The sequence below is a fragment of the Atopobium sp. oral taxon 810 str. F0209 genome (genome assembly GCF_000466405.1).
GTDB lineage: Bacteria > Actinomycetota > Coriobacteriia > Coriobacteriales > Atopobiaceae > Olegusella.
This window is the reverse complement of the sequence record NZ_KE952964.1, coordinates 1-13,248: the sequence shown is the minus strand read 5'-3', so window position 1 is coordinate 13,248 and position 13,248 is coordinate 1. Positions and strand designations below refer to the sequence as shown.

Below are 13,248 nucleotides of genomic sequence, written 5' to 3'. Positions count from 1 at the left end.
ACAAATTTCAGCAAATGGCACACATCGGCCTTCAGAGCGAAGAGGGGTATGAAAATGCTGTCTTGATATCTGAGGCGGGTCACAAGATTGTTGCTTTTAGGGATACAAACCGTAAATGGTTCAAATTTCGAGGCAAACAAGTGTGGGATGCATACGGCATCTCAACGCGTTACGTATTATGGCGCGAAGTGCAACATGCGAAAAGAGTCACGATTCATCAGCAGACAGTGAATCGGGTTCCTATTTCCTCGCAAGCGCAAAATTTATGAGGTCTTTTGTGGAGCCAAACGTGAAAAGGGACCCTTTCGGGATGGGATGATGAACGGTGAACCTTTTCTGGAGAGGATGATGAAAGAGAGACCTTTTTTTGGATGGGGATGAGGAATGGTGAATCTTTTTGAGGTGGAGATGGTGAAACTTTTCTGTCACTCTGTGTCACTTCGGCATGAAAAAAGGTCAGAGCTGAAGCTCTGACCTTGTGTTTCTGGTGCGCCGTCAGGGATTCGAACCCTGGACCTTGGGATTAAGAGTCCCCTGCTCTGGCCAGCTGAGCTAACAGCGCATAAATGGGGTGGGTAGTGGGTCTCGAACCCACGACCTCCGGAGCCACGGTCCGGCGCTCTGGCCAACTGAGCTACACCCACCATCTGCCCCGCACGGCTTTCGTCGCGCTTCAGCGGAAGTAATTATTACCTAGCACCAAAAGAAATGCAAGGACAATTTTATCTTTTTTGAAAATAGCGCGAATTAGTTTGATATCTTGCCAAAGAAAAGCATTCTGAACTGGGGAAACGTTATTCAATACGAGCTGAAGAAAAACAATCTGCTTATTTGAATAATAAATGTACTGTGTCAGCTTCATGATGAATAATATTCTGAACTTTAATCTTGAACTTTGAACTATTATGTTCCCAACGTTTTGAGAACTAAATTGAACTTTGAACTTTTGCGTGAAGAAAGCTCGTATTTTAAGCTCAAGCGTGGTGCTTCCACGCGAGATAGATTTAAACGAGCAGAGCAGGCATGGACAGTCAGAGACGAGCGGAGTAGACATGGATAGTCAGGGTTTTCCTGAGCGCTTGGTCAAGATTATGGAGGAGCGTGACCTCAAGCAGGTCGATCTTTTGCATCTGGCCTCCGTGCAGGGAGTAAAGCTCGGCAAAAGCCAGTTGAGCCAATATATAAGCGGCAAAACTATGCCACGCCCTGCCGTGTTGAATTCGTTAGCCGAGCTTTTGGGAGTTGAAGAAAACTGGCTTGCAGGTACTAATCAGAAGCAGACGACTCGCGATCATGTAGCAGCGACCCGAGCAGCCGATGATGAGCGGTCTGGTACGCGAGCTACCACGGGCACTACTGCGCCCCTCAACTCGGGTTTATCTGCAACAAATCAGTCAAATGGTGGTCAAAAGTTCAGCTCTACTGCACAGAAAAAAATGTACCGGGAGGTTCATCCTATGCGCCAGTTCAAAAAATCTGCCAAGCTCGAAAACGTGTTGTACGACGTGCGTGGCCCTGTTGTCGATGAGGCAAACCGTATGGAAGAGGATGGCATGAGCATCCTCAAGCTCAACATTGGCAACCCTGCGACTTTTGGTTTTCGTACTCCCGATGAGGTTGTTTTGGATATGGCTGCTCAGCTGACCAAGTGTGAAGGCTACTCGGCATCCAAGGGACTTTTTTCGGCGCGCAAAGCAATTATGCAGTATTCGCAGGTCAAGGACCTGCCAAACGTCACGATGAACGATATCTATACAGGCAACGGTGTTTCTGAGCTTATCAATTTGTCGATGTCGGCGCTGCTTGATGATGGTGACGAGATTTTGATTCCAAGCCCAGACTACCCGCTGTGGACTGCCTGCGCAACGCTTGCTGGTGGCAAGGTCGTGCATTATCTCTGTGACGAGCAGGCAGACTGGTATCCCGATATGGACGATATTCGTTCCAAGATTACGTCTGCTACCAAAGCTATTGTTATCATTAATCCCAACAATCCAACTGGCGCACTATATCCGCGCGAGGTGCTGCAAGAGATTGTGGATATTGCTCGTGAGCACCAGTTAATTATCTTTTCTGACGAGATTTACGATCGTCTCGTTATGGAAGGAGAGGGTGAGCACGTTTCTGTTGCCTCGCTAGCTCCTGACCTGTTTTGTGTGACTTTCTCAGGTCTCTCCAAGTCCCACATGATTGCTGGTTATCGTATTGGCTGGATGGTACTGTCTGGTAACAAACGCATTGCTCGCGACTATATTTTGGGCATCAACATGCTCTCGAATATGCGTCTGTGCTCTAATGTGCCTGCTCAGTCCATTGTCCAGACGGCGCTCTGGGGTCACCAGTCGGTGCGCGACTATGTCCAGCCGGGTGGTCGTGTCTACGAGCAGCGCGAGTATGTTTACAACGCGCTCAAAGATATTCCTGGTATCAGTGTGGTTAAGCCCAAGGCGGCCTTCTACATTTTTCCCAAGCTTGATCGCGAGCGCTTCAATATCACCGACGATCAGCAGTTTGCTCTCGATTTGCTCCAAGACAAAAAAGTACTCATTGTCCAGGGCACTGGTTTTAACTGGAGCGAACCCGACCACTTCCGCATTGTTTATCTGCCGCGTATCGAGACCCTCAAAGAAGCCGTTGACAAGCTAGCAGACTTCCTGAGCTATTACCGCCAGTAAGCCGGGGCACGCTAAGATGTAAAGCAGGACCATGCTAGCATGCCAAGACGTAAGCAGGATCATGTCAGCACGCAGAGAAGTAAGTAGAACCATGCCAGTACGCCGGCATGTAAAGCAGGGTCACGCTCGTATGCAAGCAAAGCCTTTGCTTGTTTTTCAGCGCCTACTCACGCTAGTTTTGTGTGAGCAGGCGCTTTAGCTTGGCCACGAAACGCTTGCAGTCTTCAGAGGTAAAGGGAGTGGGTCCTTTTGTGCGTCCTCCTGCGCGGCGAACCTTCTTTTCTTCGTGACGCAACATCAAATCAAAGTCGATGGTTTCCTTGCGATAGATACGTCCACGTACTCCTATCGCTGTAGCGCCGCGGCCAAGCGCCATTCCCGCCAGACCAATATCTTGGGTGACCACAATATCTTTTGGCGCAAGACGTTCGACGATGGCAAAGTCGGCACTATCAGCTCCAATGCTAACGTCGAGCACATCTACCCAAAAGCCTCCCTTGGCATGCTTGGGACTACGAGGATCGCTCGCTTGAATATGGCGTTCGAGGTTTTGGGTGGTATTACCTGCAATTACAACGGGAACGCCCTGCTTGCGCGCACAGGAAAGAGTCTCGCGAATGACAGGACAGGCATCGGCATCGATAAATATCGTTCGAGGATGCGGTGTCTTTGTGGCTACGGCTTGGGCGGACGGCTCTCTTGCCGAGAACTCAGCACGAGCGATTTCATCATAGAGTAGAGGTCCCTCTTTGCTTTCACGATGGCTCCAAACCAGTGAAAGCGAGGAAGCCTGCCAACGCGCTGCCCAGCGTGTATCGCCGTGGTGTTCTTGAGATTGTGCTGTCAAAGCTTCTGCCAAGCCTGCGGCTTCAGAGTTTTCTGAAAGACGAGCGCCACGGAAAAGGCTGATATGGGGAATGTATACACTAAAGCTACTGCTTTGAAAATCGCCCAATCCCTCCGCTGCAAGCTCTGCGCAAAGTCGTGCATGAAGTGCGTGTAGGCTATCCAGATCGCCGTCTAAGCCTCGCCACACAATCGCTCCGCCATGACGCTTCTCAAAACAACCAATAGATGCCAACTTCAGCTCAAATGGCAAAGTATCCTGTGCACAGCGGACTATCGCGCGTTTGGCTGCGGTTTCCTGCAAAGCGGTGCATTCACCTAAAAAGGAGAGGGTCAAATGCAAGTTGCGTTTGGAGCTAGGCTTGGGATGCGCAATGAGCGGGCTGAGGTCATCTTGAGTGGCTATCAGCGCGCGACGTACTGCTTCACTAGGCCAGATGGCAATAAAGAGTCGCTTGCTTTTGTCGGTATGATCCTGAGGCTCGTCCATGTATGCAGTCCTACAAGAATTTGTCTAGCTCACGGTCAAGTATGCTCTTGCGAGTGACGTGTGGGTACTTAATCAAGTAACCTCGTGCCACAACCATTTCGATATCTCTCAACGCGCTTAGGTCTTCAAGAGGATTTTTGGAGCAGACAATCATGTCGGCACATTTGCCTACCTCGATAGAGCCAGTTTTATCCCCAATACCTGCCAGCTCAGCATTGCGCAGAGTGGCCGTATAGAGAGCAAATTTCTCAGAGACTCCGACCATCTTGTGGAAGTAGACCAGCTCACGCCAGAAGTCATATTGTGAGACCCAAGGGCAGCCAACATCGTTGCCAAGGGCTACGGGAATGTCATTCGCAAGAGCTGCTTTTGAGCAAGAAATAATACCGTCAAAGACCATTTTGCCGTTGAACTGCTCTACCTCTGAAGCATTGGATATGCTGCGATCAAAAAGGGCATAGGGGAGGGCTGGTGAAATGGTGGTTGTCAGGAAGGCGCCGCGATCCTTGAACAGCTGAATGATCTCATCGGTGGGTTCGGCACCGTGTTCAATAGAGTCAACACCATTTTCGAGAGCAACTTTGACGCCTTCAGTTGATTCAACATGTGCTGCAACAATGTAGCCACAGGCGTGAGCTTCATCACAGGCGGCCTTTACCATCTCGGGAGGCATCTTGAGCTCGCCTGGCACACCTTTTGCCTTCGCATCAAGTACGCCGCCAGTAATCATAAGCTTAACAAAGTCAACATTTTGTGCTTGAGCCTTGTGAACCAGAGCACGTGCAGCATCGGAGTTTCCGGCAGCTATCGCAACTGAGCCTGCCATGTGACCACCAGGTACTGAAATACCTTCGTTTGCCGCAATGATGCGTGGTCCCAACTGATTGCCGCAAGCAATTTCATCACGTACACGCGTATCTAAATCGCGGAGGCCGCCAACGGTACGTACGGTAGTAACTCCGCTCATCAGTTCAATTTTTGCATAGGAACGTACTAGCGCATGAGCAATAGCTGCGCTGATAGGATTGGAAAAGAGTTTATCTACCAGTGCGGATGCGTCGCGCTGCTTCTTTTGGGGTTTACCGTTGCCTGCAAGATGTACATGCATATTGATAAGACCAGGTAAAAGATAGCGCCCGCCCAAATCAACAATCTCATATCCAGACAAATCGGAGATTTGCTCGCTAATTGCTACGATTGTATCGCCCTCAACAAGCACTGCTTTGCCTGTCTGAGCGGTCATATCTTTGGTGCCATCAAGAATGACGCCATTTACGTACACACGCTTGGTATGAGAGCTGCTGTACTTGGCCATGAAAATCGCCATCCTATCTGCTTTTGAGACGTCTAGTGATTTGGGAAATCACTAGACACCTTAGATGTTGCTTATGGTACCTATGGTGTCCGTGGAACCTAACGTTTCATCTTGCGGCGGATATCGGCCATATCATGCTCGATATCAGTGATGTCGCGCTGATACTCTTCTAAGCGTTCAGTTAAGTCACGACGACGGATATCATCATCGGTGGCCTTGAGCTGGTATTCCAAAACGTCGACCTGCTCCTCAAGCTTGTCGAGAGTGCGCTGCTTTGTCGCAAGGACGCCTTCCATACGCTCGCACCATTCGGTGTGGCGTTGCTCCCACTCGGCATGACGACGTTCATTGTATTTTTTGCGTTCGTCCCAGAAGGGGTTTTGAGCTGAGCGAAAGCGTTCCCAAAGCTGGTCGTTAATTTCCTTGCCGGCAAAACCTGTAGCTTTCCACTTATCACCTAGAGCACGCATAGCCGCGGTGGCTTCACGCGAATAATCTTTGGCATCGCTGAGTTCTTGCGCGCGTTTGATGAGATCTTCTTTCGCGGCGGCATTCTCGGCAATTTTTGCTTGGCGACGTTCGTAGTTTTCGTGCTGTGCGTCAAAAAACGCCTGACGAGCCCCATTAAAGCGAGTCCAAAGCGCCTCGTCAGCCTGACGACCCGCGGAACTAAGTTTGCGCCACTGATCCATCAACTCGCGCATGCGTGCGCTACCATTGCGAAAATCCTTGGCTTCAGCGACGGCTTCGGCCTGCTGCGCCAGCTCTTCTTTGGCTTTGGCCATAGATTGCATAACGGCATTACGTTCTTCACGGAACTTTGTGCGTGCGGCTTGAAATGTGTTCCACAACTCGTCTTCGCGTGGAGTGCGGAAGCCATGGATGGCTTTCCATTCGTCCATCAAGGCGTTCATTGCACGCAGGGCAGCTCCGTCGCGTCTTTCGTCTTCAAGCAAAGCCTCGGCCTTTTTGACCAGCGCGACCTTCTTGACCAATACTTCGTGGATCTGTTCGAGGGGCTCTCCCGTAATGTCCGAACCATATTCGGTTTTGCCGCCAGATTTGCGGTCGTGCTTCCAAAGCAGCAGCTCATAGGCGCCATCACGTTCGATTGCAACCCAACGACCAACACCTTTGGGGTCATCTGCGGGCTTGCATGGCTCATCGTCAGCATTACGACCACCGTAGATTACCTCAGCAAATTTTGCTCCACTTGTCTCATCCGTGAACTGCCTTTGCTCGGCATAAGGATCGCCAAAGTCAAGAATTTTTTCCCACAAAGCCATATCTACTCCCATGTGCGCAATTGCGCCTCGCATGCACTAATGCGCTCATTATGAACCATGATTGCGAAGTTTCCGTCCTAGATGGGTATAAACAGCTGAGTTAGTCGGGTGAGAGGAAGTATTGATGACTACGAAGGATCGCGACGCAGAACAAGAGCCTCAGGTAGCATTACGTGGACGAAGCTGCCCACGAAGCGCGCTTGGATGTTGTGGTGAGCTTTGATGTGGCTGACCGCCAAAGCGTATGTGAGCAGATCAAAGCGGCCTGCAAGAAGCGCTATCCCGCATATGATTTTGCCGTTACCTTAGACGTTGATATATCCGACTAGCGGATTGGCTGATGTCACGGGGCCGCAGTAAGGACGCAGAGCTCCCGTGTTTTACAAAAAGTAGCAGCTTGCGACTTAAATTTTGATATGGCATTTACCTGTATCTCTGTAAATGCTGAAGTCGCAAACTGCTACTTTTATCGTTTCTGTGTGGGCAAGACACGCGGAAAAGCGTGACGATGCTCACTTATTTGCTTATAGAGCAGCCTTGATTGCCGCTTCGACCTCGTCCATAGAAATAGTGGGCTCAAAACGAGCAACGATATTGCCTTCGCGGTCGACAAGCCACTTGGTGAAATTCCACTTGACGTAGGCCTTATCGCCAAACTCTTTGTCGACGCTCGCGCCAACAGGTTTCATCGCCAAAGCTTTGACACTCTTGCCCCAGCCCTGGAAAGGCTTTTCGGTGGCAAGCCATACAAAGAGGAGGTCAGCACCATCACCGTTGACTTCGAGCTTTTTATACTGAGGGAAATCTGCGCCAAATTTTAGCTGGCAGAATTGGTGAATTTCTTCGTCAGAGCCAGGCGCTTGGTTGCGGAATTGATTGCAAGGAAAGTCAAGGATTTCAAAATCCTGTGCTTTATATTCGCGGTAAATACGCTCGAGATCCTCATACTGAGGAGTAAAGCCGCAGCCAGTGGCGGTATTAACTACCAACAAAAGCTTGCCTTTATAGTCGGCAAGGCTTTGGGTGCTACCGTCGGGTTTGGTGACGGTAAAATCATAAATGCTATGTGCCATGTTGAACTCCTATCTAAGGCGGACAGTAGTTGTGGCGCTTCCACAACTTTTCCGCTCGCAAAGACAGTATCACACAAATAAATTGTGTACAATGTAAAATGAAGTCAACACAATTGGTGAGCAAGAGGTGTCCATGTCTTACGAACAGCTAAAACTCGAAAACCAGCTTTGTTTTCCGTTGTATGCGGCGTCGCGAGCAATTACGCGTGCATACAAGCCGCTGTTGGATCCGCTGGGGCTGACTTATCCGCAGTATCTCACGTTGATGTCGCTGTGGGAGCATGGGGACCAATCGGTATCCGAGTTGGGTGCCTGTTTGATGTTGGATTCGGGGACGTTGACTCCTCTATTAAAGAAACTTGAGGTTAAAGGTCTAATTGTGCGTCAGCGTGATACACAAGATGAGCGCCGTGTAGTGGCAAAACTTACCCAAAAAGGTCGTGCCCTCGAGCAGCAGGCAGCTGAGATTCCCGCCAAAATGGGGGAGAGTATTCCTATGAGTGCCGCCGAGATAGCAAAACTTCGCGCGATGTTGCAGCAGATGCTTTCCGACTTGGGCTAAGCGTCGATGTGTGACTCTGAAATTATGAGCAGTTCTCAGTGACCAAAGCATCTTTCCGCTACGATTTACGTACACTATTTAGAGCTTGGGAACTGAATGGTGCAAGTAGCATGACATGCAACAAAGAAGGGGTGTCACATGGCTGACAAGCGTCCAGAGGACATGGCTCGTATTACAACAGCTGAGCTTGCTGAGGCTTTTATTGCCAAGCAGGTCGAGGCGGTTCGCGCGCAGGTGGGGGATGGCAAAGTTCTGCTGGCGCTGTCTGGTGGTGTTGATTCTTCTGTTGTGGCAGCTCTGCTTATCCGTGCTATTGGCAAGCAGCTCGTATGCGTGCATGTGAATCATGGTCTGATGCGTGCGGGGGAGTCCGAGCAGGTCATTGAGGTGTTCAAGAATCAGCTAGACGCAAACCTGGTGTATGTTGACGGTACTGACCGCTTCTTAGGCTTGCTTGAGGGTGTTGAGGAGCCTGAAGCAAAGCGTAAGATTATCGGCGGAGAATTTATTAAGGTATTTGCCGAGGAAGCAGCCAAGCTTTCGGGTGTGGGCTTCCTTGCACAGGGAACAATTTATCCTGACATCATTGAGTCCGAGAAGGGTGTGAAGGCTCATCACAACGTAGGCGGCTTGCCTGAGGATATGGACTTTGAGCTGGTAGAGCCTGTGAAATATCTATACAAGGACGAGGTGCGCGTGGTAGGTAGCGCACTTGGGTTGCCTGATGAGATGGTCTATCGCCAGCCGTTCCCTGGTCCTGGTTTGGGCGTGCGCTGCTTGGGCGCGATTACGCGCGATCGTCTGGAGGCTCTGCGCGCAAGCGACAAGATTTTGCGCGATGAGATTGCCGCGGCGGGTCTTGCTGGGGCGATTTGGCAGTACTTCACGGTGGTGCCCGATATGCGTGCGACTGGCGTGCGTGATGGCAAGCGTGCCTTTGACTGGCCGGTTATTATCCGCTGCGTCAACACGGTGGATGCTATGACAGCGGAAGTGCCTGAGTTGGATTGGGCTCTGCTCAAAAAGGTTACCGCGCGCATTTTGGATGAGGTGCCTGGTGTATGCCGCGTCTGTTACGATCTCACCCCGAAGCCCGTCGGCACGATTGAGTGGGAATAAAATCCGCAAGGAAACGCTCTTTCTCACTCCCATCAGAAAAGCAACAAATCAGCAGGTCAGAAGTGGTGTGTTCGAGAAATCGGCGCACCACTGTTCTTCACTAGAAAACGCTCCTCTTGGGATTATTTGTGGCAGGATTTGTAGCGGCCCAGGATTGCTCAAAGGGGATCCGGGACATCCAGAAGGAGAAGAAAATGAAGGACGAAGCCACGACGAGGAAGCTCCAGCAGGACGAGGACATAGCCTACTTCCGCACAGACCTCTGACCTCTGCCTATCCTCGCCCGAGAGCTACCGTCTCGAGGAGAAGAAGCAGATCTGCAACGACATGGCGGCAACCACCATGGCCCAGCTCGCCGCGATGCGCACCGACTTCGAGAGCATGCCGCCGCGAGCTCAGAAGCAAGCTCCTAGACATGCTCTGCCAGTCGGGCGTCGAGAGCCCGCAGTGGTGGTGGGACGGGGCGACCCCGTCTACCGCGACTGGGTGGGAACCGCTGGAGTAGAAGAGGCCCATAGAGAGACTGAAAGAGGGAGGTCGTCTGCGCGCATTGCAGGCGGCCTCTCGTTATTCTGAGCTGTCCTCTTCGAGGTCTTGTTCTTCATTGGCCTCGTCGTCCGTCCGCGTTTTGACGAAGTGCAAGCCTCCATCGTCGACGAGCATGGTGTCCGCTTGGTTGTAAATGAAGTCAAGCTGGTTGAGACCCTTCAAGCGCTCTTCGCCAATCGGCGCGATAGGGCTATCAACCATGGCTACGCTGCTCCAACGCTCCTTCTTTGAATCGAGGTTCCGCACGGCCTTCTCGCGCATGGCTGGAAGCCAGAGCCTCGGAGCATTCTGCCCAACGAAGTGAAACGCATCGAAGACGGGGTTCTGCGGTGTGTAGTCATCTTCGACGGTGTCGGCAATATCGAGAAGGTTACCGTCAAGTTTCTCGATCCGCTTGCTCAGGGTTCCCTGTATCGAGCCGCGTACCTCACCGTACTCCGCAATCTCCTTCTGCAGCCTGTCGCGCTCGAACGCGATGCGATTCTCGCTTAAGTCCTCGTCATATTGCATGCTGGCTTGTTCGGCAGCCACGAAGAGTCGGAAGGCGGCCTGGGCGTCGCGCTCTCTGACCTTGAACTCGCTGATGCCCTTCTTGACGTCATCGTTCTTCATCTTTCCAGGTGCAGCGAGTCGCTTGTCCAAGGTGTGCATAGCTTTGAGCTCGAAGGCCCAAGCTGCCAGCGCGTCCTTGCGGATGCCTTCTATTGCGCCATGAATAGCTTGGCGTCTCTCGGAATTGTCGCTTATCTGGGCATAGAGCGTCAGGTACTCACGCAACATCTCGAAGCTCGCCTCGACATTAGACTCGCGCTCCAATCGCATCTCTTCCTGGATAGCGCTGATGCTCGACCCGATGCCCTCAAGCTGCTTGCTGATCTCGGACATGTACGCCTGCCCGACCACGATGGCGGCGCCCTGCAGGGCGAGGTTCGCAACGGCGACTGGTTGCAGCTTGGCCTGCCTGATTGCGGCCTGTGGCTGAAACTTGCCGTCCTTGAGAATGCCGAGCTGCTTCCAATCCTCCCAGCCCGGTGTCTTGCGGTTCAGAAGGTCGTTCCAGCCTGCGCCTTCGGGGAAGCGCACGATCGCGTGGTCCCACTGCGCAGTAGCGTCGGCTATGTTGCCGGCCATCGGGATGAGGGCATCAACGAATGCCCTGCCGCTGATTCCCTCGGTATCGAGCGTGACGTGCTCGTAGAGCGCAAGATCAAGCTTCTCGTCGGCCTTGCCGGGAACGATATCCGCACCATTGACGGGCACGATATCGTGTGTCTCTACGCAAGGCTCTTCCTTGGGCTCCTCATTGAGCCACCCAAATAATGAGAACTTCATATCGCTAGCCTGCTTAACGAATAACGAGTGAAATGCAATGTCATTTACGCCGCAAATGTAATGATAGCAGGGGCTTGTGCATCGGATAAAACCGGTGAAGGAAATGGGTGCTGCATGTCCATCTAGGCATGTAGCGCCCAAGGTTCAGCCATCGTCCTTGGTGATCTCTCCGATTTCTCTGAACGCCTTGAACACCAACACGAGTAGCAGGAAGACGAGGATTAGGGCCAGACACGCGATGATGCCGAGGACGTAGCCCGCCTGTTCCTTGAGTCAGCGCCAGCGCCTCGCCCAGCGCCTAAGAGAGCATATGGTTGACGCGCTTCTGAACAGTCCGCATAGCTCGACCCCAGCCTTCTCCTGCGCTCCTCGCCGTTGTGCCGTAGTCGCCACGGATAACGGCGCGCGTCAGCGCATCGACGTCGACGGAGGGGCCCCGCGTGCCCAGCATCTCGTTCACGCGCCGCTGCACAGCCGCGTAGTTGGCCCCCAAGGCTCTCTCGCGGGCATCCCCGTTGCCAAACTCGCCCGCGATCACGTGCCGCGTCTGGTACCAGACGATCGTGAAGGACCCTGCGGGGTGCAACTCGATAGTGCGCTGATACTCGCCGACATCGTGTACTGGTACAGGGTCACGGAGGTGCGCGACGAGCAATCTGGCGAGGTCGTCGGGATGCGCAAGAAGTTCCGGGCCGACATGCTGCAGCGCAATACAAGCAGCTGACGAAGAGCCTGGGCGTGACGCGGTCCCAGGCGAAGCGGCCCTGCAGCGCCTCGAGGATTTGGGACTGGTGAAGCGCTGCTTCAGAACTGTTGGTACCAGAGGGATGACGCTCGCAAACGTGATGCTCATAGACCTGAACGCAGACAGACTGAGGAAGGTTACCTTCCCCGACGAGGAAGGGTGTGGAGGTTTTGGAGCAGGGGTATGGCGAGATTTCTCCATACCCCCATCGAATCGACGATGGCGGGTACGGCGCGATTCCGTTGTACGTATACAAAGACTTGGATACTGAAGAGTACAGGGAGATTACCGACAACCTACCCATCCACCCCTCCCAGAACTTTGAGGAGGCATGGAGAGCTGTGCCGGAGCACAAGTGCTCGGCTCGCAGCAGGCGCGCGGCGCTGCGTGAGTGGGAGCTGAGGAAGGAGGAGTACGGCGTCGGTGACGAGTTCCTGCGCCGGAGCTATTGCTGCTACGTGTTGACGCAGGAGGGGAAGGTCGAACCACGGTTCATCGCGACGCCGTCAACCTGGCTGCAGTCCGACAACCCGAAGGTGCGCGACTACTCGTTCAACGACGCACTCGAGAACCTGAAGGCGGTCGAGGAGAGGCGCAGGGCAGCTGCCGAGAAGCGGAGGCGGGAAGAGCAGGAGGAACGCGACCAAGCCGAGCGCGAGGAAGCCGCGGCTGCCTACCGCGAGCAGGATCCCGAGGCGAAAAGATTCTACGATGACGCCTTCAAATCGGAGAAATCCCTATCGCTAGAGGAGAAGATCAAGAGCGTGAACGCATACTTCTCCTACATGGGGGACCACTTCGGTCACATCTAGGAGATGGGAACTGCTTGCCATTGAACTTCCAAACCGCATTAATAGCAAGAAGCCTATAGCGTATATCAAAATGTTTTGCGTAACTTGCAAGTCGGCGGGAGACGGGATGGGGATCCGTCTCCCGCCCTGCACCTTCTAAAGCGCAAATGAATGCCATCAATACGCTATAGAGGCGCGGTCATCCGCGCGTCTGCGAGGGATGCCCCGTGCTCCTTGAGACATGTCAACACTGTTTGCGCTGCACGCCCTGCGTGATCTCCTGGTTGTCATTTGCCTCACCGCCCATAACCTGCCTGCCTTTCATATTCAGGCGGGCAGATGCAAAACAATGCCCGTACCTTTCCTGATACGGGCATTGTCTAGTGGTGTCACAAGGTGAAAGAAACGTTCGTTGAACTGCGGGTATGTTGACTCATTATTCTTCGAACTCGTTGACCCATTCCT

At 52.7% G+C, this 13,248-nt stretch carries 12 protein-coding genes, 2 tRNA genes and 1 pseudogene; 7 read left to right on the top strand and 8 right to left on the bottom strand.

Annotation, left to right across the window (positions count from 1 at the left end):
* Positions 1-269 (top strand): hypothetical protein (locus HMPREF9069_RS09610; protein WP_021626565.1); only part of this gene is annotated, 269 nt, incomplete at its 5' end.
* Positions 270-485: 216 nt separating this feature from the next.
* Here HMPREF9069_RS09610 and HMPREF9069_RS07185 read toward each other — a convergent pair.
* A tRNA-Lys gene (locus HMPREF9069_RS07185) sits at positions 486-562 on the bottom strand.
* Positions 563-567: 5 nt separating this feature from the next.
* Positions 568-644: transfer RNA gene (locus tag HMPREF9069_RS07180), tRNA-His, on the bottom strand.
* A gap of 408 nt (positions 645-1,052) precedes the next feature.
* Here HMPREF9069_RS07180 and HMPREF9069_RS07170 point away from each other — a divergent pair.
* On the top strand, positions 1,053-2,675 hold the full coding sequence (locus HMPREF9069_RS07170; protein WP_021626563.1) for an aminotransferase class I/II-fold pyridoxal phosphate-dependent enzyme: 1,623 nt from the start codon (positions 1,053-1,055) through the stop codon (positions 2,673-2,675).
* 172 nt (positions 2,676-2,847) lie between these two features.
* On the opposite strand, the gene thpR is transcribed toward HMPREF9069_RS07170, so the two are convergent.
* The 3 genes from thpR to HMPREF9069_RS07155 form a co-directional block, all read right to left on the bottom strand.
* The gene (thpR, locus tag HMPREF9069_RS09070) at positions 2,848-4,011 is read right to left on the bottom strand and encodes an RNA 2',3'-cyclic phosphodiesterase (RefSeq protein ID WP_021626562.1); all 1,164 of its coding nucleotides are present in this window, start codon (positions 4,009-4,011) and stop codon (positions 2,848-2,850) included.
* Between the two features lie 10 nt (positions 4,012-4,021).
* Complete coding sequence (locus HMPREF9069_RS07160) at positions 4,022-5,338, bottom strand: amidohydrolase family protein (RefSeq protein ID WP_021626561.1); 1,317 nt, start codon at positions 5,336-5,338, stop codon at positions 4,022-4,024.
* A gap of 86 nt (positions 5,339-5,424) precedes the next feature.
* Complete coding sequence (locus HMPREF9069_RS07155; RefSeq protein ID WP_198009740.1) at positions 5,425-6,612, bottom strand: DUF349 domain-containing protein; 1,188 nt, start codon at positions 6,610-6,612, stop codon at positions 5,425-5,427.
* A 173-nt stretch (positions 6,613-6,785) separates the two neighbouring features.
* Between HMPREF9069_RS07155 and HMPREF9069_RS09260 the strand changes: the two genes are divergently transcribed.
* Positions 6,786-6,941, top strand: coding sequence for a hypothetical protein (locus HMPREF9069_RS09260; RefSeq protein ID WP_021626559.1), 156 nt, complete (start codon positions 6,786-6,788; stop codon positions 6,939-6,941).
* 195 nt (positions 6,942-7,136) lie between these two features.
* Here HMPREF9069_RS09260 and HMPREF9069_RS07150 read toward each other — a convergent pair whose 3' ends face one another.
* Complete coding sequence (locus HMPREF9069_RS07150; protein WP_021626558.1) at positions 7,137-7,685, bottom strand: glutathione peroxidase; 549 nt, start codon at positions 7,683-7,685, stop codon at positions 7,137-7,139.
* Between the two features lie 133 nt (positions 7,686-7,818).
* Between HMPREF9069_RS07150 and HMPREF9069_RS07145 the strand changes: the two genes are divergently transcribed.
* The 3 genes and pseudogenes from HMPREF9069_RS07145 (at position 7,819) to HMPREF9069_RS09440 (ending at position 9,632) form a co-directional block, all read left to right on the top strand.
* On the top strand, positions 7,819-8,247 hold the full coding sequence (locus HMPREF9069_RS07145) for a MarR family winged helix-turn-helix transcriptional regulator (RefSeq protein ID WP_021626557.1): 429 nt from the start codon (positions 7,819-7,821) through the stop codon (positions 8,245-8,247).
* A 132-nt stretch (positions 8,248-8,379) separates the two neighbouring features.
* Positions 8,380-9,366, top strand: a pseudogene (gene guaA / locus HMPREF9069_RS07140) (glutamine-hydrolyzing GMP synthase); the annotation flags it as partial.
* Between the two features lie 128 nt (positions 9,367-9,494).
* On the top strand, positions 9,495-9,632 hold the full coding sequence (locus HMPREF9069_RS09440) for a hypothetical protein (protein WP_021626555.1): 138 nt from the start codon (positions 9,495-9,497) through the stop codon (positions 9,630-9,632).
* Between the two features lie 301 nt (positions 9,633-9,933).
* Here HMPREF9069_RS09440 and HMPREF9069_RS07130 read toward each other — a convergent pair whose 3' ends face one another.
* On the bottom strand, positions 9,934-11,247 hold the full coding sequence (locus HMPREF9069_RS07130) for a hypothetical protein (RefSeq protein WP_021626553.1): 1,314 nt from the start codon (positions 11,245-11,247) through the stop codon (positions 9,934-9,936).
* 298 nt (positions 11,248-11,545) lie between these two features.
* Positions 11,546-12,100 (bottom strand): hypothetical protein, encoded by a 555-nt coding sequence (locus tag HMPREF9069_RS09790; protein WP_021626552.1) that lies wholly within the window; start codon positions 12,098-12,100, stop codon positions 11,546-11,548.
* Between the two features lie 53 nt (positions 12,101-12,153).
* Between HMPREF9069_RS09790 and HMPREF9069_RS07120 the strand changes: the two genes are divergently transcribed.
* Positions 12,154-12,804 carry a hypothetical protein gene (locus tag HMPREF9069_RS07120; protein ID WP_021626551.1) on the top strand — a complete coding sequence of 217 codons (651 nt, stop codon included), beginning with the start codon at positions 12,154-12,156 and terminating at the stop codon, positions 12,802-12,804.
* The last annotated feature ends 444 nt before the right edge of the window (positions 12,805-13,248 follow it).